Source organism: Mesorhizobium sp. NPDC059054, from assembly GCF_042739215.1.
In the GTDB taxonomy this organism is placed as follows: domain Bacteria; phylum Pseudomonadota; class Alphaproteobacteria; order Rhizobiales; family Rhizobiaceae; genus Mesorhizobium.
Genome location: NZ_JBHYHV010000001.1, coordinates 374,948 through 396,811, shown reverse-complemented (window position 1 = coordinate 396,811; position 21,864 = coordinate 374,948). Strand labels below are relative to the sequence as shown.

General features: G+C 61.8%; 21 protein-coding genes. 8 read left to right on the top strand and 13 right to left on the bottom strand.

What is annotated here, in order from left to right:
* Window positions 1-8: 8 nt before the first annotated feature.
* From recF to ACFWXH_RS01865, 3 genes are read left to right on the top strand one after another with little or no spacing between them, the layout of a single operon-like run.
* On the top strand, window positions 9-1,184 hold the full coding sequence (gene recF / locus ACFWXH_RS01875; protein WP_379117012.1) for a DNA replication/repair protein RecF: 1,176 nt from the start codon (window positions 9-11) through the stop codon (window positions 1,182-1,184).
* A gap of 31 nt (window positions 1,185-1,215) precedes the next feature.
* On the top strand, window positions 1,216-1,974 hold the full coding sequence (locus ACFWXH_RS01870; RefSeq protein WP_379117010.1) for a molybdopterin-synthase adenylyltransferase MoeB: 759 nt from the start codon (window positions 1,216-1,218) through the stop codon (window positions 1,972-1,974).
* Window positions 1,971-2,453 (top strand): GNAT family N-acetyltransferase, encoded by a 483-nt coding sequence (locus tag ACFWXH_RS01865; RefSeq protein ID WP_379117008.1) that lies wholly within the window; start codon window positions 1,971-1,973, stop codon window positions 2,451-2,453. The genes ACFWXH_RS01870 and ACFWXH_RS01865 overlap by 4 nt, the downstream gene beginning before the upstream one ends.
* An 81-nt stretch (window positions 2,454-2,534) precedes the next feature.
* On the opposite strand, the gene ACFWXH_RS01860 is transcribed toward ACFWXH_RS01865, so the two are convergent.
* Window positions 2,535-3,536 carry a D-glycerate dehydrogenase gene (locus ACFWXH_RS01860; RefSeq protein WP_054309099.1) on the bottom strand — a complete coding sequence of 334 codons (1,002 nt, stop codon included), beginning with the start codon at window positions 3,534-3,536 and terminating at the stop codon, window positions 2,535-2,537.
* Between the two features lie 162 nt (window positions 3,537-3,698).
* On the opposite strand from ACFWXH_RS01860, the gene ACFWXH_RS01855 reads away from it, so the two are divergent.
* Window positions 3,699-4,256, top strand: a complete 558-nt coding sequence (locus tag ACFWXH_RS01855) for an SH3 domain-containing protein (RefSeq protein WP_054309100.1) — start codon at window positions 3,699-3,701, stop codon at window positions 4,254-4,256.
* A gap of 77 nt (window positions 4,257-4,333) precedes the next feature.
* Here the strand turns inward: ACFWXH_RS01855 and irrA are convergent, their stop codons facing one another.
* Entirely contained in the window at window positions 4,334-4,735 is a 402-nt protein-coding gene (gene irrA, locus ACFWXH_RS01850) for an iron response transcriptional regulator IrrA (protein ID WP_054309462.1), read from the bottom strand.
* A 278-nt stretch (window positions 4,736-5,013) separates the two neighbouring features.
* Between irrA and fabA the strand changes: the two genes are divergently transcribed.
* The 4 genes from fabA (at window position 5,014) to ACFWXH_RS01830 (ending at window position 9,377) form a co-directional block, all read left to right on the top strand.
* Window positions 5,014-5,529 carry a 3-hydroxyacyl-[acyl-carrier-protein] dehydratase FabA gene (gene fabA / locus ACFWXH_RS01845; RefSeq protein ID WP_054309101.1) on the top strand — a complete coding sequence of 172 codons (516 nt, stop codon included), beginning with the start codon at window positions 5,014-5,016 and terminating at the stop codon, window positions 5,527-5,529.
* 34 nt (window positions 5,530-5,563) lie between these two features.
* Entirely contained in the window at window positions 5,564-6,787 is a 1,224-nt protein-coding gene (gene fabB, locus ACFWXH_RS01840; protein WP_379117005.1) for a beta-ketoacyl-ACP synthase I, read from the top strand.
* Between the two features lie 11 nt (window positions 6,788-6,798).
* Entirely contained in the window at window positions 6,799-7,611 is an 813-nt protein-coding gene (gene fabI / locus ACFWXH_RS01835; protein ID WP_054309103.1) for an enoyl-ACP reductase FabI, read from the top strand.
* 206 nt (window positions 7,612-7,817) lie between these two features.
* Complete coding sequence (locus tag ACFWXH_RS01830; protein WP_379117003.1) at window positions 7,818-9,377, top strand: putative bifunctional diguanylate cyclase/phosphodiesterase; 1,560 nt, start codon at window positions 7,818-7,820, stop codon at window positions 9,375-9,377.
* 38 nt (window positions 9,378-9,415) lie between these two features.
* Here ACFWXH_RS01830 and ACFWXH_RS01825 read toward each other — a convergent pair whose 3' ends face one another.
* The 11 genes from ACFWXH_RS01825 to nusA form a co-directional block, all read right to left on the bottom strand.
* On the bottom strand, window positions 9,416-10,432 hold the full coding sequence (locus ACFWXH_RS01825; RefSeq protein ID WP_379117000.1) for a class I SAM-dependent methyltransferase: 1,017 nt from the start codon (window positions 10,430-10,432) through the stop codon (window positions 9,416-9,418).
* Window positions 10,429-10,902 (bottom strand): hypothetical protein, encoded by a 474-nt coding sequence (locus ACFWXH_RS01820; RefSeq protein WP_379116998.1) that lies wholly within the window; start codon window positions 10,900-10,902, stop codon window positions 10,429-10,431. The genes ACFWXH_RS01825 and ACFWXH_RS01820 overlap by 4 nt, the downstream gene beginning before the upstream one ends.
* 2 nt (window positions 10,903-10,904) lie before the next feature.
* Window positions 10,905-11,147, bottom strand: coding sequence for a hypothetical protein (locus tag ACFWXH_RS01815; protein WP_379116996.1), 243 nt, complete (start codon window positions 11,145-11,147; stop codon window positions 10,905-10,907).
* A gap of 107 nt (window positions 11,148-11,254) precedes the next feature.
* Window positions 11,255-13,402 carry a polyribonucleotide nucleotidyltransferase gene (gene pnp, locus ACFWXH_RS01810; protein ID WP_054309108.1) on the bottom strand — a complete coding sequence of 716 codons (2,148 nt, stop codon included), beginning with the start codon at window positions 13,400-13,402 and terminating at the stop codon, window positions 11,255-11,257.
* Between the two features lie 266 nt (window positions 13,403-13,668).
* Entirely contained in the window at window positions 13,669-13,938 is a 270-nt protein-coding gene (rpsO, locus tag ACFWXH_RS01805; RefSeq protein ID WP_054309109.1) for a 30S ribosomal protein S15, read from the bottom strand.
* 184 nt (window positions 13,939-14,122) lie between these two features.
* Window positions 14,123-15,217 (bottom strand): magnesium/cobalt transporter CorA, encoded by a 1,095-nt coding sequence (gene corA / locus ACFWXH_RS01800; protein ID WP_379116993.1) that lies wholly within the window; start codon window positions 15,215-15,217, stop codon window positions 14,123-14,125.
* Between the two features lie 147 nt (window positions 15,218-15,364).
* Window positions 15,365-16,321 carry a tRNA pseudouridine(55) synthase TruB gene (gene truB / locus ACFWXH_RS01795; RefSeq protein ID WP_379116991.1) on the bottom strand — a complete coding sequence of 319 codons (957 nt, stop codon included), beginning with the start codon at window positions 16,319-16,321 and terminating at the stop codon, window positions 15,365-15,367.
* Window positions 16,321-16,743 (bottom strand): 30S ribosome-binding factor RbfA, encoded by a 423-nt coding sequence (gene rbfA, locus ACFWXH_RS01790; protein ID WP_054309112.1) that lies wholly within the window; start codon window positions 16,741-16,743, stop codon window positions 16,321-16,323. The genes truB and rbfA overlap by 1 nt, the downstream gene beginning before the upstream one ends.
* 232 nt (window positions 16,744-16,975) lie before the next feature.
* Window positions 16,976-19,591: a translation initiation factor IF-2 gene (infB, locus tag ACFWXH_RS01785; RefSeq protein WP_379116988.1), complete on the bottom strand. Its 2,616-nt coding sequence runs from the start codon at window positions 19,589-19,591 to the stop codon at window positions 16,976-16,978.
* Entirely contained in the window at window positions 19,588-20,238 is a 651-nt protein-coding gene (locus ACFWXH_RS01780) for an RNA-binding protein (protein WP_054309114.1), read from the bottom strand. Before ACFWXH_RS01780 ends, infB begins: the two co-directional genes overlap by 4 nt.
* A 32-nt stretch (window positions 20,239-20,270) precedes the next feature.
* A complete protein-coding gene (gene nusA / locus ACFWXH_RS01775; RefSeq protein ID WP_054309115.1) occupies window positions 20,271-21,863 on the bottom strand; it encodes a transcription termination factor NusA in 1,593 nt (530 codons plus the stop codon).
* Window position 21,864: the final 1 nt, after the last annotated feature.

Below are 21,864 nucleotides of genomic sequence, written 5' to 3'. Positions count from 1 at the left end.
TTGACCACATGACAAGCGAAGAAAGCCGGGAAGGCGCAAGCCGCGCACAGACCCATCTCACCCGGCTTGCGCTCACCAATTTCCGCAACTACGCAGCGCTGTCGCTCGAGCTGAAGCCGGGCGCGGTCGTCTTCACGGGCGACAATGGCGCCGGCAAGACCAACCTGCTCGAGGCTATTTCCTTTCTCACGCCGGGACGCGGCCTGCGCCGCGCGCCCTATGGCGATGTTGCCCGCGAAGGAGGCGATGGCGGCTTCGCGCTGCATGTGCGCCTCGATGGCCCTTCTGGCGAGGCTGAAATCGGTACCGGTATTGCGGGCGGCAACACGCCCGGCGAAGGTGGGCGGCGCGTGCGTATCAATGGCGCCACGGCACGTTCCGTCGAGGATATGCTGGAATGGCTGCGTGTCGTCTGGCTGACACCGGCCATGGATGCACTGTTCACGGGCGCCGCCGGTGACCGCCGCCGCTTCCTCGACCGGCTGGTGCTGGCGATCGATGACAGCCACGGCCAGCGCGCGCTGGACTATGAAAAGGCCATGCGCGGCCGCAATCGTCTGCTCGCCGAAGGCACGCGCGACAGCGCCTGGTTCGAAGCCATCGAGACGCAGATGGCTGAAACCGGCGTGGCCATCGCCGCCGCCCGCAGTGAAATGGCGCGGCTTCTGTCGGCGATGATCGAGAAACTGCCCAATGACGGGCCGTTCCCGCAGGCCGACATCGCACTGGCCGGAGAGCTGGAAGCCGAAATCGGCACCATGCCAGCGGTGGAGCTCGAGGAAAAGTTCCGCCGTGCCTTGGCTTACGGTCGCGACCGCGACCGCGCCGCCGGCCGTACGCTGGACGGACCGCATCGGTCGGATCTGCTGGTACGGCATCGCCCGAAAGCCATGCCGGCCGAACTCTGCTCAACCGGGGAGCAAAAGGCATTGCTGGTTGGACTGGTGCTCTCGCATGCACGCCTTACCAGCGAAATGTCCGGCCTCACGCCAATTCTGCTGCTCGACGAAATCGCGGCACATCTCGATGCCGGCCGACGCGCCGCGCTGTTTTCCATCCTGGAAGACTTGAATTGCCAGACCTTCATGACCGGCACTGACGCCACCTTGTTTTCCAGCCTGAGCGGCCGCGCGCAATTCCTCAGTGTCGATCATGGCGCTGTTGTGCCAACCGCCGGTGCCTGACAACTGCCAAGCGGGACGGTATGATCCGCGCATGAGCACCCCTGCCCTCTCCGACGAAGAACTCGAACGCTATGCGCGCCATGTCGTTTTGCCGGAAATCGGTGGACCGGGCCAGCAGAAGCTGAAGCGCGCTCGAGTGCTCGTCCTCGGCGCCGGCGGGCTCGGCGCACCGGTGCTTGAATATCTGGCGGCGGCTGGTGTCGGTACATTAGGCATCGTGGACGACGATGTCGTTTCGCTGTCCAACCTGCAGCGCCAGGTCATCCACGACACGGGCACCGTTGGAACGTCGAAAGGCGAGAGCGCCAGAGCTGCGATCGTTCGCATCAATCCGCATGTGGCCGTGGAGTTGCACGACCTGCGCCTGACCGCCGAGAACGCGGCAGATATCGTGCGTGGCTACGATGTGGTGGTGGATGGTTCCGACAATTTCGAAACCCGTTATGCGCTGGCTGACGCCTGCGCAGCCGAGAAGAAGCCGCTGGTGCATGCCGCGGTCGGTCGCTTCGACGGTTCCGTCACCGTGCTGAAACCGTTCGAGACCGGACCGGACGGACGTCCGAACCCAACTTATCGTGACCTCTTCCCGGAAGCGCCGCCACCCGGCCTGGTGCCTTCCTGCGCGGTTGCCGGTGTGCTCGGAGCACTGACCGGTGTCATCGGCACCTTGCAGGCGATGGAGACGATCAAGCTGATCGCAGGCATTGGTGAGCCGCTGGTCGGACGCCTGCTGCTTTACGATGGCCTGGCAGCGCGCTTCGATATCATTCGCTACCGGAGCCAGGGATGAGTGCCGATATTGTAGTGACCAGCCTGCCCGCCGATTTCAAACGCTGGGACGAACTGCTGACCTTGATCATGCGCGCCTTCGCCTACATGGATGGCGTGATCGACCCGCCCTCCTCCGCGCACCGGCTGACGGTGGATGGTTTGCGTGAGAAGGCAGGCAAGGAAACCGGCTTCCTGGCCATGCAGGATGGCAAAATCGTCGGCTGCATTTTCGCTGCCGAACACGCGCAGCACTTCTATGTCGGCAAGCTGGCGGTCGAGCCGGGTCTTCAAGGTAGAAAAATCGGGCGCGAATTGATGAGCGCCGCCGAGACCCTTGCCTGCGCAGCCGGCAAGCCTGTGCTCGAATTGCAGGCGCGCGTGGAACTGACCGGCAATCAGACGGCTTTCAGCCGCCTGGGTTTTGTCGAAACGGAACGCACGGCTCATCCCGGCTACGACCGGCCGACATCGGTGACCATGCGCAAGGCGCTGTCATAGGCCTGTCGACGCAAGGGCAGTCGCCTCGGTCCGCGATGCCGCATGGAGTGGGTGCCAGCTGATACCGGCCTGATGCGACGGTCAGGCGCGGGATGGCAGCACGCGATCCGGCGGCCGGTGTCCGTCGAAGAAGGTGCGGATATTGATGATGACCTTCTCGCCCATGTCGATGCGACCTTCCAGGGTCGCCGAGCCCATATGCGGCAACAGCACGACCTTGTGCTTGGCGGCGAGCCTCAGCAGCTTGGTATTCAGGGCCGGCTCGTTCTCGTAGACGTCGAGACCCGCGCCGGCGATCTTGCCCTCCTGCAGCAATTTGATCAGCGCATCCTCGTCGATGATGTCGCCGCGCGCCGTGTTGACGATGTAGGCAGTGGGCTGCAGCAGCGCCAGCCGTCGAGCGGACAGGAGATGGAAGGTGGCCGGCGTGGACGGGCAGTTGACGGAAATGATGTCCATTCGGGCCAGCATCTGGTCGAGGCTTTCCCAATAGGTGGCCTCGAGCTCGTCCTCGACGCTTTGCAAGACACGGTGGCGATTGTGGTAGTGGATGGAGAGGCCGAAAGCCTTGGCACGGCGGGCAACCGCGGTGCCGATGCGGCCCATGCCGACGATGCCCAGCCGTTTGCCCCAGATACGCCGGCCAAGCATCCAGGTAGGTGACCAGCCGGTCCATTTCTTGTCGCCGGTCAGCACGTTGGAACCCTCGGCCAGCCGCCGCGGCACGGCAAGCATCAGTGCCACGGTCATGTCGGCGGTGTCTTCGGTCAGCACATTCGGCGTGTTGGTGACGGCGATGCCTTTTTTCGAGGCGGCGGCGACGTCGATGTGATCGACACCGTTGGAGAGGCTGGCGATCAGCTTGAAATTCGGGCCGGCCTGCTCGATCAATTCGGCATCGATTCGGTCGGTGATGGTGGGAACGAGCACATCGGCCTCGCGCAGCGCCGCGCCTAGCTCCTCGCGCGACATCGGCTTGTCTTCGACGTTCAGGCGGGCGTCAAACAGTTCGCGCATCCGCGTCTCGACGGGGTCCGGCAATTTGCGCGTGATCACAACGAGAGGCTTCTTTTTGCCGGCCATCGTTTCCTCGTTTCCGGGATGCTGTTGAGACCTCTTTAACCAAGACCGGCGAAACTGCAAACTGGTCTCGGTAGCCATGCCTCATGTAACAAGCAGCGCCGCCGAAGACAAAGAAAAAGGGCGCGCACAGGATTGCCGACGGCGCCGGAAAAAGGAACGAACGTGTCTGGTTTCGCGTCGCTACGTCTGATTCTCTCCGCGACAATGCTTGGCCTGCTCACACTTACTCCGGTCGCGACGGCGCAAAATGCCGCAGCGCCGGCCCAGACAGTGACGCTTGGGCCCAGTGGCCTGCCGCTGCCGCGCTTCGTCAGCCTGAAATCGGCGCGGGTGAATTCACGCGTCGGTCCGGGCGTCAACTATTCCGTCGACTGGATGTACACCAGGGCCGGGCTGCCAATGGAGATCGTGCAGGAATACGATACCTGGCGGCGCGTACGCGACGCCGACGGTTCCGAAGGCTGGGTAAGCCAGGCGCTGCTTTCGGGCAAGCGCACCGCGATCATCGCACCATGGCAGCGCGGCAAGGATGTACGCATCAATCTCGTGAAGAGCGCAGCCAAGGACGCCAGCGTGGTCGCGGTGATCGAGCCCGGAGCCATCGGGTCGATCAAGTCCTGTGACGGCCAGTGGTGCGAGATGAGCCTGAGCGGCCACACCGGCTGGATCAACCAGTCGCTGGTATGGGGTGCGTATCCCGGTGAAAAGATCAACGAATAGTCGCCAAGTCGGACGCACGGCCAGACACCACGCAGCTTGAACTGCGCGCGATCGTTTAAACTCGCATCGGGTTCAGACTAGTCGCGCTTGGGGCGCAGCCGCACCACCACATCGACATTCGCGATTTCCATGCCCTCCGGTGGTTCCGGAAGATTGCCAACCGTCACTGGCCCGCTTTCGATGTCAAAGACGCGGTTCTCGCCTTCGACAAAGAAGTGATGGTGGTCAGAGGTGTTGGTGTCGAAATAGGTGCGTGAGCCCTCGACTGCCAGGATGCGCAAAAGACCGGCTTCCGTGAACTGGTGCAGCGCATTGTAGACGGTAGCCAGAGAAACCGGCACACCCGCGGCCAGCGCTTCCTCATGCAGTTCTTCGGCAGAAAGGTGGCGGTCGCCCTTGGCAAACAGCAAGTCGGCCAACGCAATGCGCTGACGAGTCGGCCTCAGGCCGGCTTCGCGTACCCGCTTGTCCACAGTCATGCCGTCTTTCCGATCGTCCAAACCGACCAACCCACCATCATGTTCCACCCGCCACTGCCTGCCGACAGCGGCAAAAATCAGGCGGAAATCCACGTCCCTTATTATGCCAGATATATTCTGTAGGCCAAATCCGATCAATAGCGCGCATTGACCCCGGGGGATGGGCAGGCTAGAGCCAGCGCGATATCTCCGGCGTCGGTTTCCGGCGTGAAGCGGACTGTGTTACTAGAAATGGGCATGGGCATCACATCGCCTGGCCAACGACTGGGAAGGACTACATGGCGGATCGGAAATCGAGTTACGACTACGACGATCTGCTGGCTTGCGCCAAGGGCGAATTGTTTGGCCCCGGCAATGCCCAGCTTCCCTACCCGCCAATGCTGATGTTCGACCGTATTACCGAGATCAGCGAGACCGGCGGCGCTTTCGACAAGGGTTTCGTCCGCGCCGAATTCGCCATCCACCGCGATCTCTGGTTCTTTCCCTGCCATTTCATCGATAACCCCGTGATGCCCGGTTGCCTGGGCCTCGACGCGCTCTGGCAGCTCACCGGCTTTTTCCTCGGCTGGCTCGGCGAACCGGGCAAAGGCATGGCGTTGTCGACAGGCGAAGTGAAGTTCAAGGGCATGGTCACGCCTTCGGTCAAGAAGGTGGAGTACGGCGTCGATTTCAAACGCGTCATGCGTGGCCGACTGGTGCTCGGCATCGCCGACGGCTGGTTGAAGGCCGACGGCGAACCCATATACGCGGCCACGGACCTGCGGGTGGGCCTGGCAAAACAGTCAGCTGCCTGACACCTGCACTCAACGGATAAACGAGGAGCGCAACATGAGACGGGTCGTAGTCACAGGCCTCGGCATCGTATCGTCCATCGGCAACAATGCCGAGGAGGTCAGCGCCTCTCTTCACGATGCCAAATCCGGCATCAGTTTCTCCAACGATTTCGCCGAACACGGCTTCAAGTGCCAGGTCTGGGGCGCGCCGAACCTGGACACGTCCGAACTTGTCGACCGCCGTGCCGCGCGTTTCCTGTCGCAAGGCGGCATGTGGAACCATGTCGCGATGAAGCAGGCGATCGCCGACAGCGGGCTCGAAGAAAACGAGATTTCGGGTAATGAGCGCACCGGCATCATCATGGGCTCCGGTGGCCCCTCGACGCGCACCATCGTCGAGGCTTCGGAGATCACGCTGAAGAACAGCAGCCCCAAGCGCATCGGGCCGTTCGCCGTGCCGAAGGCAATGTCGTCGACGGCTTCGGCAACGCTGGCCACTTGGTTCAAGATCCACGGCGTTAACTATTCGATCTCGTCTGCCTGTTCGACTTCAGCGCACTGCATCGGCAATGCCGCCGAGATGATCCAGTGGGGCAAGCAGGACATCATGTTCGCCGGTGGCCACGAAGACCTCGACTGGACGATGTCCAACCTCTTCGACGCCATGGGCGCGATGTCGTCCAAGTTCAACGATCGCGCCGCGACCGCCTCGCGTGCCTATGACGTCAACCGCGACGGCTTCGTCATCGCCGGCGGCGCAGGCGTTCTGGTGCTGGAAGAGCTTGAACGCGCCAAGGCGCGCGGTGCCAAGATTTACGCTGAACTGACCGGTTATGGCGCGACGTCCGATGGCTATGACATGGTCGCTCCTTCCGGCGAAGGCGCTATCCGCTGCATGCGCCAGGCGCTGGCGACGGTGAAAGAACCGATCGACTACATCAACACGCATGGTACCTCGACGCCGATCGGCGACTCGAAGGAGATCGGCGCGATCCGCGAAGTTTTCGGCGACAAACTGCCGAACATCACCTCCACCAAGTCGCTGACCGGCCATTCGCTGGGTGCGGCCGGAGTGCAGGAATCGATTTATTCGATCCTGATGATGCAAGGCGGTTTCATCGGCGAAAGCGCGCATATCGAGGAACTCGACCCCGAATTCGATGGCGTGCCGATCGTACGCAAGCGTATCGACAACGCCAAGATCGACACGGTTCTGTCCAATTCCTTCGGCTTCGGCGGCACCAACGCCACGCTCGTCTTCCAGCGCCATTCCGCATAGGGTTTTTTCACATGGACGGTTTGATGAAGGGCAAGCGCGGCCTGATCATGGGCGTTGCCAATGATCATTCCATCGCCTGGGGCATCGCTCAGAAACTGGCTGAACAGGGCGCGGAACTGGCTTTTACCTATCAGGGCGAAGCCTTTGGCCGCCGTGTTAAACCGCTGGCCGAAAAGATCGGCGCCTCGCTGGTGGTGCCTTGCGACGTCGAGGACAGCGCATCGGTCGCCGCCACCTTCGATACGCTGAAAAGCGAATGGGGCAAGCTCGATTTCATCGTCCACGCCATCGGCTTCTCAGACAAGAACGAGTTGAAGGGCCTCTATGCCGATACCACGCGCGACAACTTCGTGCGCACCATGGTGATCTCCTGCTACTCCTTCACGGAGGTCGCCCGCCACGCCGCGGCGCTGATGCAGGACGGCGGATCGATGGTCACCCTCACCTATGCCGGCTCCGTGCGGGTGATGCCCAACTACAACGTCATGGGGGTTGCCAAGGCAGGTCTTGAGGCCAGCGTGCGCTATCTCGCCAACGACTATGGCCCGCGCGGCATCCGCGTGAACGGGCTTTCGGCCGGCCCGGTGCGCACCCTTGCAGGCGCCGGCATTTCGGATGCGCGCTACATGTATTCTTATCAACAGCGCAACGCGCCGTTGCGGCGCACCGTCGGCATCGACGAAATCGGCAACTCGGCGCTCTACCTGCTTTCCGACCTCTCGTCGGGCGTGACCGGCGAAATCCATTATGTCGATTCCGGCTATCATGTGGTCTCGATGCCGACGCTCGACGAGCTGAAGCGGCAGGATGGCGGCAAGGAATGAAGCCGCAAGGCTCACGCTAGCCCCGTCGACTAACCTCACCAAAGTACAAAGAGTCTGTCGTTCACAGCGAAGGGTGGGCTCTTGCCTTTTGGCTAACTTTCATGAAACGTTAGTCAACTTTTGTCGCCGGTAAAATGCGACGGATCGCAGGAAACTTATTTTAAGGGGATGGCGGTTAGAACATCCTGCAGATTGGGAACCTGCGTATGCCCACTGACAAGAACCCTGGCCGAACGCCACTTTTCCGGCTGATCACCATCGCCAGTGCCGGCATGGGCAGCTTCATACTTGGCTTGTGGGGTCTCAAGGTCGGTCTCGGCGACAGCTTGACGGAACTTCCGCTCAACACGCTTGTTGCCATCGTTGCCGGTCTTTGCGCGTTGGCGGCCGCGTGCGCGGCGATGTCCTTTTTCGCCGGCGTCGACGAATCGGCTGACTATGTTTTCTCCGAAACCAATTTCGACAAGCTGACGGAGACGCTGGCCAAGCACGCGATGGTGGGAAAAATTGCAGAAGCTGCTTCCTCCACGCTCAAGACCGGCGAGCCTGTCTATCTGCTCGACATCGACATCAATCGCTTCAGCCAGATAAACGACGCCATCGGCTACGCGCAGGTCGACGATCTCCTGCGTCTGTTTGCTAAGCGCCTGAAAGCGCTTCTGCCGCGCGAAGCCGTGATCGGCCGTGTCGGACCCGGCGAATTCGCCGTTCTCTACCCGGATAAGCGTCTGCTGGGTTCGATGGAGGCACTGGTCGAGAAGCTGATCGATGACCTGATCGCTCCCTATCAGTTGAAAACGCATCAGCAGTCGGTCAGCCTTTCAGTCGGTGTCGTCGCCATGCCCAAGGACGGTATCGATCCTGTGCTGGTGCTGCGTCGCGCCAATCTCGCCCTGCAGAACGCCCGGGCGACCAACGCAGCCGGCACCTGGTCGATTTTCCAGCCGGAAATGGGCAAGGTCGCGGACCATCGGCAGTGGGTGGAGTCAGAACTGCATGCGGCGTTCGAGCGCGGCGATTTCGACCTGCATTATCAGTCGCAGCTCGATCTCGCCGCCGGCAAGATTGTCGGCTATGAAGCACTGATCCGGTGGAACCATCCGGAACGCGGCTCTATCCCACCGATGGAATTCATTCCACTGGCGGAAGAAACCGGCATGATTGGCCCGATCGGTCAATGGGTACTGCGCAAGGCATGCAGCGACGCCCGTCATTTGCCGGAGGACTGCTTCGTTGCCGTCAACATCTCGCCGGTACAGTTCATGACCAAGGATTTCCTGGCCATGGTACGCGACACCATCGTCAGCACCGGTATCAAGCCGTCGCGGCTGGAGCTGGAAGTGACCGAAACGGCGATGATGCAGGACAAGGAACGCGCCGCCGCCATTCTGAAAGAGCTGTCGGACATGGGCATTTCGGTGGCCGTCGACGATTTCGGCACCGGCTATTCCAACCTCAGCTACCTGATCGACTTCTCGTTCCACAAGCTGAAGATCGACCGCTCCTTCGTCAGCCGCATCGACACCGATTCCGGCTCCGGCGCGGTTGTCTCGACCATTGTCGGTCTGTCGCGGGCACTCGGCGTTTCGACGATCGCCGAGGGCGTGGAGACCGAAAGCCAGGCGACGATGTTGAAAGCTGCGGGCTGCGAGGTGGTTCAGGGCTACCTCTTCGGTAAGCCGGCACCGCTGCGGGTCATTGGCGGACAGGCACAGAGCGTCGGCCAGTTCGCCCAGAATCAGCGCGGCGCGGCGAACCTGCATTAACAAGCAGGCATCGCCCTATCTCTCATCGTGTCATCCGGTCAGCGGCGCGCCAGCAGCACCTTAAAAGCGTCGTTGCGCGCGATTTCCGTGTGACTTGAGAAGGCCGTGGCGAGGACGCGTTCGTAAGGCAATTGCCGGTTCGCCACGATGAACAGACGCCCACCGGGCTTCAGCGCCTTCCCCGCCGCGCGGATTATTGCGGCCCCAAGCTCCGGTTCGGCCGCACGGCCACGGTGAAAGGGCGGATTCATGACGATGACGTCATAACGCGCATCGACGGGTTCGCCAGCAAGATCGTGCCAGAACGGCCTCACCGGCAGGTCCGGCATCAGCCGGGCGAGCGTGCGACCTGCCGCCTGGAGCGCAGCGTGGTCGGCTTCGTAAAGATCGAGACTGGTCAGACCAGCCGTCCGCTCGGCAAGTGCAACAGACAGATAGCCCCAACCGGCACAGAAATCGGCGGCATGCCCCTTGATATCGGCAGGAAGGTGCTCGGCAAGAAAGCGTGATCCTGCGTCGACACGGTCGAAGGAGAACATGCCGGGTGCGGTCTCGTAGCGATCCTCGACCAGAACCGAAGGATTGGCGGCGCGCAATTTGGTAGCGGTATCTCTGTCAGGCCGGACGAACCAGAAAACCTGACCATGATGCTTCGAAAGATTGCCCTCCACGGCAATGAGTTCACCTGTCCGCTTGCGCAGGCTGGCGATACCATCCTCCTTGCCGCCGGAAACGACGATCACGCCACCTTCGCCAGTGCGTTCGATGGCATCCGCGATGCGCAGCTCGTTGAGGCCGCGGTGCTTGCCTGCGAGAACAAGAGCAAGATCGTAGTTCTCGCCCTCGACCTGCGGCGAGACTGTACGACCGGATGCTTGCAACAACCGGAAGTCGGGACGGAAACCTTGGACAAGATGCAGGGTAGCGCCAAAGTCGGTGGGCAGTCGGAAGCCCGGCTCGGCACCGAGAAACAATGCGCGCTTGCCCGGCCCTGGCAAAGGCAGCGCATCGGCTTCGAAGGGATGGAACAGTGTTTTCAGCGTATCGGCGCTCATGAGGGTCGATTGTCGCATTTCAGTTGAGAATGTGCGTCGATGCGCAGATAATCGGCAATCAGAACGGACCATTCGTCGATGTTGGCGGCGAAGGCCTGCTGCGTCATGGAAGCGGTCATATCTCGCCCTTTCGCGGTCAGCGGGACGTACCCATAGGAGACCACTGCCTTGGTGCCGCTTCCTTCTGCGTGGCAGGTCACCTCGACAAAGGCGACCCGCAGTGCCGGCGTCGCCCTGAGGTAGCGGACATGGTGTCGATCGGGCTGCCAGTCCAGACAGGTCCAGATCGTGGCCTCTTCACCGCTACCCGTGCGGAAGATCATATCCTTGGTCGTTTCACCCGTTTCGGGAAAAACATAGTCGGGTGACCAGCCCGGCACCCAGGCCTCTTCGCCCTTGGGCGTGAACAGAAGGAATGCCTCCTCGACAGGCAAAGCCACGCGGATCTCGTGCGTAAAATCCCGACGCATGGTCAGCCTTCCCGATCGGGATGCAGATGGCTGTCGGCGCTGGTCAGCCGACAGTCATAGACGTCCTTCAGCTTGGCGATCGTCGCCAATGTCTCGTCGGAAAAGGCGGATTTGCCCTCGAAGGCGTGCAGCACGACGCCTTCAAGAAGATCGCCGAGGCTGATGCCCTTTTCGGCTGCGAGGCCCTTCAACACCTTGAGGAGCGGCGTGGCCAGGCGCACGCCCGTCTGCGTTCTTTCGATCATACCGAATGTTACCAAGTTACCTTGGTAACATCAACAGGCGGACCACAATAAATGAAGAAGGGCGCGGCATCGGCCGCGCCCTTCTTCATTCTACGTGATCGGTGCGATCAGGCGGCGGTTTCTTCACCTTCCGCCTTCTTCTCGCGGGCGATTTCCTTGCCGGTCTCCTGGTCGACGACCTTCATGGAAAGGCGAACCTTGCCACGCTCGTCGAAGCCCATCAGCTTGACCCAGACCTTGTCGCCTTCCTTGACCACGTCGGTGGTCTTGGCAACGCGCTGGTCGGACAGCTGCGAGATGTGGACGAGGCCGTCACGCGGACCGAAGAAGTTCACGAAGGCGCCGAAGTCGGCGGTCTTGACGACCGTACCCTCGTAAATCTCACCAACTTCCGGCTCGGCCACGATGGTGTGGATCCACTTCTTCGCAGCCTCGATCTCCTTGGCGTTCGACGAAGCGATCTTCACCGTGCCGTCATCCTCGATGTTGATCTTGGCGCCGGTCTTCTCGACGATCTCGCGGATCACCTTGCCGCCCGAACCAATGACGTCGCGGATCTTGTCGGTCGGGATATGCATGACCTCGATGCGCGGAGCGAATTCGCCGAGTTCCTTGCGGCCTTCGGAGATGGCCTTGGCCATTTCGCCGAGGATGTGCAGGCGGCCGTCCTTGGCCTGGCCCAGCGCCACCTTCATGATCTCCTCGGTGATGCCATCGATCTTGATGTCCATCTGCAGCGAGGTGATGCCGTTGGCGGTGCCGGCCACCTTGAAGTCCATGTCGCCGAGGTGATCCTCGTCACCCAGGATGTCGGAAAGCACGGCGAAACGCTCGTCTTCCTTGATGAGGCCCATGGCGATACCTGCAACCGGCTTGGCCAGCGGCACGCCGGCATCCATCAGCGCCAGCGAGGTGCCGCAGACGGTAGCCATCGAGGACGAGCCGTTGGACTCGGTGATCTCGGAGACGACACGCAGCGTGTAGGGGAACTGCTCGGCCGAAGGCAGCATCGGATGGATGGCACGCCAGGCGAGCTTGCCGTGGCCGATTTCGCGGCGGCCGGGCGAACCCATGCGGCCGGTCTCGCCGACCGAATAGGGCGGGAAGTTGTAGTGAAGGAGGAAGGTCTCCTTGTACATGCCGGTCAGCGAGTCGACATACTGCTCGTCTTCGCCGGTGCCCAGCGTGGCAACCACGATCGCCTGGGTCTCGCCGCGGGTGAACAGTGCCGAGCCGTGGGTGCGCGGCAGGATGCCGACTTCCGAAACGATCGAACGGACGGTCTTGAGGTCACGGCCGTCGATGCGCGAGCCGGTGTCGAGGATGTTCCAGCGCACGATCTTGGCCTGGAGTTCCTTGAACACGGTCGCGACCTGCTCGGACGAATACTTCGCTTCCTCGCCTTCGGCCGGGGTGAAAGCAGCTTTGACCTTGGCCTTGGCGGCATCAACGGCGGCGTAGCGGGCCTGCTTGTCGGTGATCTTGTAAGCGGCACGCAGGTCGGCTTCGGCAACGCCGAGCATTTCCTTTTCCAGATCACCAAAGGACGGTGGCGTGAAGTCGCGCGGGTCCTTTGCGGCAACCTCGGCCAGCTTGATGATGGCTTCGATCACCGGCTGGAAAGCCTTGTGGCCGAACATGACAGCGCCGAGCATCAGCTCTTCGCCCAGTTCCTTGGCTTCCGACTCGACCATCAGCACCGCGTCGCCCGTACCGGCGACCACGAGGTCGAGTTTGGATTCCTGCATCTCGTCGATGTGCGGGTTCAGCACATACTCGCCATTGATGTAGCCGACGCGGGCGCCACCGATCGGACCCATGAAGGGCACGCCGGAAAGGGTCAGCGCCGCGGAGGTGGCAACGATCGACAGGATGTCCGGATCGTTCTCGAGATCATGCTGGACAACGGTGACAACGATCTGGGTATCGTTCTTGTAGCCGTCTGCGAACAGCGGGCGGATCGGGCGGTCGATCAGGCGGGAAACCAGTGTTTCCTTCTCGCTCGGGCGGCCTTCACGCTTGAAGTAGCCACCTGGGATCTTGCCGGCCGCGTAGGTCTTTTCCTGGTAGTTGACGGTCAGCGGAAAGAAGTCGAAGCCGGGCTTGGGCTCCTTGGCCGAAACGACGGTGGCCAGAACCACGGTCTCGCCATAGGTCGCCAGCACAGCGCCGTCAGCCTGGCGCGCGATCTTGCCGGTCTCGAGAATGAGCGGACGGCCGCCCCATTCGATTTCCACTTTGTGTTGATTGAACATATCTTGTCCTTCATATGCGGAAGGGGCCGCGCCATCCAATCATGCGCGACGCCCCCTTCCTGGCTCCTTTGTCGGGCAGCCACGGGCAAGACAACGGGAGGCTTGAAAGAGGTCGGGTCGGCGCCCGTGCCAAGCATCCTGCAATCCTGCCCCATGACCGTCCACGGGCGGTTTCAGGCGGCCCTCTGCCAACAGAAACCGGGTCGGGCTATCGAGCCCGAATGCGCGACCGGCGAGTTCTCGATGAGAACCCGCCGGCCAATTCGTCAGCGACGCAGTTCGAGCTTCTCGATCAGCGTCTGGTAGCGCGCCTCATCCTTGCGCTTGAGATAGTCAAGCAGGCTGCGGCGCTGGGAAACGAGTGCGAGCAGGCCACGACGGGAATGGTTGTCCTTCTTGTGGTCCTTGAAGTGCTCGGTGAGATTCTTGATACGCTCGGAAAGGATAGCAACCTGCACTTCCGGCGAACCGGTATCGCCCGTGACGGTGGCGAATTGAACCAGCAGTTCCTTCTTGCGTTCAGCAGTAATCGACATCGTATTTTTCCTTTCTCAATGGAGGAAACGAGGCGCCCATAGCCGGGATGTCGTCCAGCAAGGGTCAGTGATCATCACGCAATCCGGCGCGATGTTGCGGCGCGTATAGTGCAAAAGAACGCAAAAAGCCAGCGCATATTCACATGGCTGGCCTGAGCGGCGCGCGTGCCAGGGCTTTGCACCCCTAAAGCCACTTCTTCCATTTGAAGAATATGACCAACCCCACCGCTACCAGCGCCATGAAAACGAGAGCTGCCGGATAGCCGTAATAGCCGCGCAGTTCTGGCATGTTCCACGGCGACGTCGCCGGATCGAAATTCATGCCCCATACGCCAACCAGGAAAGTGAGTGGAATGAAGATCGCCGAGACGATGGTGAGCAGGCTGATCACCTCATTGGTCCGGGCCTGGCTGAGCGAGAGGTGCATTTCTATCAAGCCGGTCGTCATGTCGCGTTGTGTATCGGCCAGTTCCACCAGCCGATAGGCATGATCCAGCGTGTCGTTCAGGAAAATCTTGGTTTCCGGCTTGATGTAGGCAGCGTCAGAACGAACCAGCCCTGCCAGCGCGTCGCGCAACGACAGCATGGTCCGGTGCAATTGGCCGGCATGCCGTCGCTGTTCGTGCAAGACGAGAACCTGATGTTTATGCGGATGACGCAGCATCGAATCCTCGATCTCGTCGGTGCGGGCACTGGCGCTTTCGATCAGGGGGAAGAACGAGTCGACGATGGCGTCGATCAGCGCATAGGCGAGATAGTCGGCACCGCGCGAACGCAAACGGTTGGGCGTCGAAGCGACGATACGCTTGCGCACGGGATCGAACGGATCGCCCTCACGCTGCTGGAAGGTGATGACGAAACCCTTGCCGAAAAACAGGGAAATCTGCTCATAGCGATAGGTGGTGGGGTCGTCGATCATGTTGACGACGACGAAGGCGTGGTCGTCGAAGAACTCCGCCTTGGGTCGCTGGCCGGTGTTGACGACATCTTCCAACGCCAGCGGATGCAAGCCGAAGATCTTGCCGATCTGCTCGATCAGCTCGACATTGGCCAGGCCGACGCAATCCAGCCAGACGAGCGGCCATTTTTCGCAATGCCTGTGCAGGTCATCGATACTGGCATTGTCGATCTTCTCGCAGCGGTCGCGGTCGAGCAGCGTCAGATTGAGCTCGCTGCGCCGCGCCCTGGGGTCGGCAATCAACGTTCCCGGCGAAGCGCCGACGGGCGAACGCCTCGCCATTCTCGGCTCTCGCTTCTGAACCGTTTCCGCTTTTGCCATGCGAGCCTCGCGCGAATCTCTGCGCGGATATTAGAGCATTTCCGCTTTTCTCCGAATCGCGGAAACGCTCTAACTCTTTGTTTCTGCGCAATTCCGGACGCAAAACCGCTGCGCACTTTTGCTGAAACTGCTCCGGCGAACCAGGTCTCAGCCGGCAAAGACGCGCTTGGGTTTGAACATGCCTTGTTCAATCGCGCCGATCGCGACCAACTTGCCACGCGCTGTGGCGCAGGCCTCTTCCGCCTCGACCGGAGCATCGCGGCCGCGGATGATGACGGGATTGCCGAGCCTGATCTTGGACGCAGCGTCGTCGCTGATGACAACCTGCGGCAGACATTCCAGGGCTGCGACCGTATCAATCAGGAAGCCGTCCAGCGCGGCATGACGGTCGACACCGGAAAGTGGCGCCTCGTCATCCTCAGCCGCCGGCGGCAAGGCCGCTTCCAGTTCTGCGATGGTGACGAAATCCTCGGACGTGAACGGATCAACCTCGGTGCGGCGAAGGTCCGCGATGTGGCCAAAACAGTCGAGGTCACGGCCCATGTCACGCGCCAGCGAGCGCACATAAGTGCCTTTGCCGCATTCGACCTCGAAGATAGTCCGGTCAGCGCCATGTTCGACAATGTCGAGGCGGCCGATCTCGACCTCTCGCGCAGGTATTTCGACAGTCTCGCCCTCGCGGGCAAGATCGTAGGCGCGCTCGCCTGCGATCTTGATGGCTGAAAACTGCGGCGGCGTCTGCATGATGACACCGGTGTAGTTGGGCAGCAGCGCGCGGATATCCGCCTCGCTCGGACGTTTGTCCGACGTCTTCGTCACCGGACCTTCAAGGTCGTCGGTGGTGCGCTCCTCGCCCCAGGCAACGGTGAAACGGTAGATCTTGGCGCCATCCTGAACATAGGGCACGGTCTTGGTCGCATCGCCCAGTGCGATCGGCAGCATGCCGGACGCCAACGGGTCGAGCGTGCCGGCATGTCCCGCCTTCTCGGCCTGGAACAGCCACTTGACCTTCGACACCGCGTCGGTCGAACCCATGCCGACCGGTTTGTCCAGGATCAGCCAGCCGGAAACCGGACGGCCCTTCTTCTTGCCCCGACGCGCCATTACTCCTCGTTCCCCTCATCCTTGTCGCTCTCGTGATGGCCGAGGTCGCGTGCCACTTCCGGCGAATGCAGCAACTCGTTGATCTTCGAGAAATTGTCGTAGCTGGTGTCGAGCCGGAAACGGAATTCCGGCATGTATTTCATCTGCCGCAGCGCCGGCGACATGCGCCCGCGAATGAAGCGGGCATTGCGGTTCAACGCCTCGACGACCGCCTTGTCGTCCTTGGCGCCGAGCGGCGCGACGAAGGCGGTGGCGATCTTCAAGTCGGGCGACATGCGCACTTCCGATACCGAGATGACCGTCATCTCAATGAGGTCGTCACGCACTTCACCGCGCTGAAGGATATCGGACAGGGCATGGCGCACCTGCTCACCGACACGAAGCATGCGCTGCGAAGGGCCACTGGATTGCTGTCTATTCATCTCAATCTCTCGGATGGGGGAAGCTGCACGGACAGGCGATGGCACAGCGCACCGGCCATTTGTATAGAATTCCAATCACATGAAGCCGTCCAGCCAATGGCCGGATTTTAGGCAGGTCAATGCGGGCACGCCCGGACATAAGCCAACCTAACCCGTTTGCGGAGTGGGACCGCAGCCACGGTTGTCATCAAGGGAGAGCGGCTGAAGCCGCCCTCCCATTTTCTCTAGATACCTAGAGCTTTCTGGTCACCATCTCGACGCGGAAGCATTCGATGATGTCGCCAGCCAGGATGTTCTCGTAGTTCTGGAAGGCCATTCCGCATTCCTGGCCGACCGGCACTTCCGGAACTTCGTCCTTGAACCGCTTCAGCGTCTTCAGCGTGCCTTCGTGGATGACCACGTTGTCGCGGATCAGGCGAACGCCCGCACCGCGTTCCACACGGCCTTCCGTAACGCGGCAACCGGCGACCTTGCCGACCTTGGTGATATGGAAGACCTCGAGGATCTCCGCATTGCCAAGGAAGGTTTCGCGACGTTCCGGCGAAAGCAGGCCCGACATCGCATCCTTAACGTCATCCACCAGGTTGTAGATGATGTTGTAGTAACGGATCTCGATACCCGCCTGCTCGGCGGCAGTCCTTGCCTGCGCGTTGGCGCGGACGTTGAAGCCGATGATCGCAGCGCCCGAGGTTTCGGCCAGTGTGACATCGCTTTCGGTGATGGCACCGGCGCCGGCGTGGACGATACGTGCCCTCACCTCGTCGGTCCCGAGCTTGTCCAGCGCGGCCACGATCGCTTCGATGGAACCCTGCACGTCGCCCTTGATGATGAGCGGGAATTCCTTCAACCCGCTCGCCTGCAGCTGCGACATCATCTGTTCCAGCGAGCCGCGCTGCGTAGCGTGCTTGGCGACCGCCTTGTCGCGGGCCAGACGCTGGCGGTACTCGGTGATCTCACGGGCACGCGCCTCATTGTTGACGACCGCGAAACGGTCGCCAGCCTGGGGCGTTCCCTGGAGGCCGAGGATCTCCACCGGCATGGCCGGCGGCGCTTCCTTCACGTGTTCGCCACGGTCGTTGACCAGCGCGCGCACACGGCCCCATTCGTTGCCGGCGACCAGGATTTCACCCGGCATCAGCGTGCCGGTCTGCACCAGCACGGTAGCGACCGGACCGCGGCCCTTGTCGAGGCGCGCTTCGATGACCACACCTTCCGCCGTGCGGTCCGGATTGGCCTTGAGGTCCAGGATTTCGGACTGCAGCAGAATGGCTTCCAGCAGCTTGTCGATGCCTGTGCCGGTCTTGGCCGACACTTCGACGTCGAGCACTTCACCGCCCATCGATTCGACGAACACTTCATGCTGCAGGAGCTGCGTACGCACCTTCTGCGCGTCCGCGGCCGGCTTGTCGATCTTGTTGATGGCCACGATGATCGGAACCCCCGCGGCCTTGGCATGGCTGATCGATTCGATCGTCTGCGGCATCACGCTGTCATCGGCGGCAACCACCAGGATAGCGATGTCGGTGGCCTGTGCGCCGCGGGCACGCATCGCCGTGAAGGCGGCGTGACCGGGCGTGTCGATGAAGGTGATCTTCTGACCGTCCTTCTCGACCTGGTAGGCACCGATATGCTGGGTGATGCCGCCGGCTTCGCCGGACACCACGTTGGCGTGGCGGATGGCATCGAGCAGCGAGGTCTTGCCGTGGTCGACGTGACCCATGATGGTCACCACCGGTGGACGCGAGACGAGATCCTCGTCGCGGTCGGCGATGTTGAACAGGCCTTCCTCGATGTCCGACTCGGCGACACGCTTGACGGTGTGCCCGAATTCCGAAGCCACCAGTTCAGCCGTGTCAGCGTCGATGACGTCGCCCGGCTTCAGGATCTGGCCCTGCTTCATGAAATACTTGACCACATCCACGGCGCGCTCGGACATACGCTGCGCAAGTTCCTGGATCGTGATGGTTTCGGGCAGCGTCACTTCGCGTACGACCTTCTCGCGCGGCTCGTTGTGCATCGCGCGCTTGAACTTTTCCTGGCGACGGCGCATCGCCGACAGCGAACGCGCACGAGCATCACCATCCTCGGAAGACAGCGCCGTGTTGAGCGTCAGCTTGCCGCGCCGGCGATCTTCCTCGGCCTTGGTAGGCTTGGCCGGACGGGCGAGTTCCGGCGTCGCGAGACGACGCGGCGGCAAAGCCGAAGCAGCACCACCGCGACCACGCGGCTTGGCCTCTTCTTCCTCGGCGGCCACCTGATCGGCGGTCTGCGGCGCACGGCGGCGCGCTTCTTCTTCCGCCCGGCGACGCGCTTCTGCCTCGGCCTTGATGCGTGCTTCTTCCTCGGCCTGGCGGCGCGCGGAATCCTCGCGCTCGCGCTTGCGGCGTTCCTCTTCGTCGGCACGGCGCTTGGCATCCTCGGCGGCGCGCTGACGATCTTCTATCTCGCGCGCCTGTGAGCCCTCGAGAGCCCGGCGTCGGGCTTCCATTTCACCGCGTGACAATTCGTTCAGCACCATGCCGCCACGATCCGGCTGAGGCGGCAGCGTCGGGCGACGCTGCTCCTGCACCACAGGAGCGGCCTGCTGTGGACGTGGTTGCGGCTGGACCGGAGGCTGCGGCTGAGGAGCGGCCGGCTTCGGTGTGAATACCGTCTGCGGGGCCGGAGCCGGCTGTTGCTCGCCAGGCTTCACGAACTTGCGCTTCGTCTCCACGACGACCTGCTTGGTGCGGCCATGCGAGAAGTTCTGGCGCACCGTGCTCTGCTCGATACCCGGGCGCTTCAGCGTCAATGTCTTCTTGGGCGTAACACTCAACGTCTTGTCGTCGCCCGAATTCGTATCACTCATTCGATATCCTCTGCGGCATCATCATCGCCGGCAACAGCCACAATCATTGCCAGATCGTCCGGGGAACCGCCCCGGTAACGGTCGAGCGCAACCATGCGCTTCACGGCCGCCTTACCCGCGTCGCTCGCGAGAACGGCAGCATGTATCACATTTGTCCCCCCCAATGCCAAACCCAAATCCGCTTCCGCGAAAAGTTTGTATGCGGGAATGGCGGGGCCACCGAGATGGGCGGTGGCGCGACGTGCCTGGGTGATCTTGCGCACTCCGTCCTCGGAGGCTTCGAAAGCGTGCAGGACAAGCGCTGCCTTGCCGGAGCGCACGACACTATCGACCTTGGCAGCGCCCAGCGCAACCGCGCCTGCCTTGCGGGCAAGCCCGAGCGCGCCCAGGGCGGAACGTACGAACAAGCCTTCGACCATTGCACCGAGTTCCGGCGGGACGATGACCTGTTTCTTGAAGGCGCGGGCAAAGTGCCCCTTGGCAGAGGCCTTGTCGACGGTAGCGCGGTCGGCGCTGACCCAGCAACCCCGACCCGGCAACGATCTCTTGAGATCGGGAACGACGGCCGAATCCGGACCGACGACGAAACGGATCAGTTCATCCGTTTCGGCGGTTTTCCTTGTGACGATGCAGGTGCGATCGTTCATCTCGGACAAGGGTTACTCCGGCCGGTCTCATCTCAAGCGCCGGTGGTTTCGGCTTCGGCAACCTCGACCTGGGCTTCCTCTTCGGAAATCCAACCAGCCTTGAGGCGCGCCGCCAGAACCATCTGCTCGGCTTCTGTCTTGGAAATACCGTGCGCGGCAAGCACGCCCGGAAAAACCTTGGTCTCGCCGTCCTTGCGCTCTTTCCAGCCGACGAGATCGTCTGCTGCGTAGCCGGCAAAGTCCTCGATGGTCTTCACACCGTCCTCGCCCAGCGTCACCATCATGGCGGTGGTCACGCCCGGGATTTCGCGCAATTCATCCTGCACGCCCAGCTTCTGGCGGGCGGCGTCGTGTTCGGCCTCGACCTTCTCCAGGTGTTCGCGGGCGCGATTCTGGATCTCGCTCGCGGTATCCTCGTCAAAACCGTCGATCGAGGAGATTTCATCGGGGTCGACATAGGCTACTTCCTCAACCGAGGTGAAACCTTCCGAAGCCAGCACCTGGCCAACCATCTCGTCGACGTCGAGAGCTTCCATGAACAGGTTGGAGCGTTCGACGAATTCCTTCTGGCGACGTTCGCTTTCTTCCTGCTCGGTCAGGATGTCGATGTCCCAGCCCGTCAGCTGCGAGGCAAGACGCACGTTCTGGCCGCGACGGCCGATGGCCAGCGACAGCTGGTCGTCCGGCACCACCACCTCGATGCGTTCCGCATCCTCGTCCAACACCACCTTGGCGACTTCCGCCGGCTGCAAGGCGTTGACGATGAAGGACGCAGCCGAAGGCGACCATGGAATGATGTCTATCTTTTCGCCCTGCAGCTCGCCGACGACGGCCTGGACGCGTGAACCACGCATACCGACGCAGGCGCCGACCGGGTCGATCGAGGAATCGCGGCTGATGACCGCGATCTTGGCGCGCGAACCCGGATCGCGGGCCACCGACTTGATCTCGATGATGCCGTCGTAGATTTCCGGCACTTCCATGGTGAAGAGCTTGGCCATGAACTGCGGATGCGTACGCGACAGGAAGATCTGCGGGCCGCGCTGCTCACGACGCACGTCATAGACATAGGCGCGGACGCGGTCGCCATATTTGTAGTTTTCGCGCGGGATCAGCTCGTCGCGACGGATGATCGCCTCGCCGCGGCCGAGATCGACGATGACGTTGCCATATTCGACGCGCTTGACCGTGCCGTTGACGATCTCGCCGATACGATCCTTGTATTCGTCATACTGACGATCGCGCTCTGCTTCGCGCACCTTCTGCACGATGACCTGCTTGGCCGACTGTGCGGCGATGCGGCCGAAATCCATCGGCGGCAGCTGTTCGGCGATGAAGTCACCAAGCTGCGCATCGGGGTTGCGTTCGCGGGCCGACACCAGCGCAATCTGCGTGGCATAGTCCTCGACGTTCTCAACCACTTCCATCAGCCGCTGCAGCTTCATCTCACCGGTATTCGGGTTGATGTCGGCGCGAATGTTGGTCTCCTGGCCATAACGCGAACGCGCTGCCTTCTGGATGGCATCGGCCATGGCAGCAATCACGATCGACTTGTCGATCGACTTTTCGCGCGCGACCGCATCTGCGATCTGCAGGAGTTCGAGCCTGTTGGCGCTTACAACCATC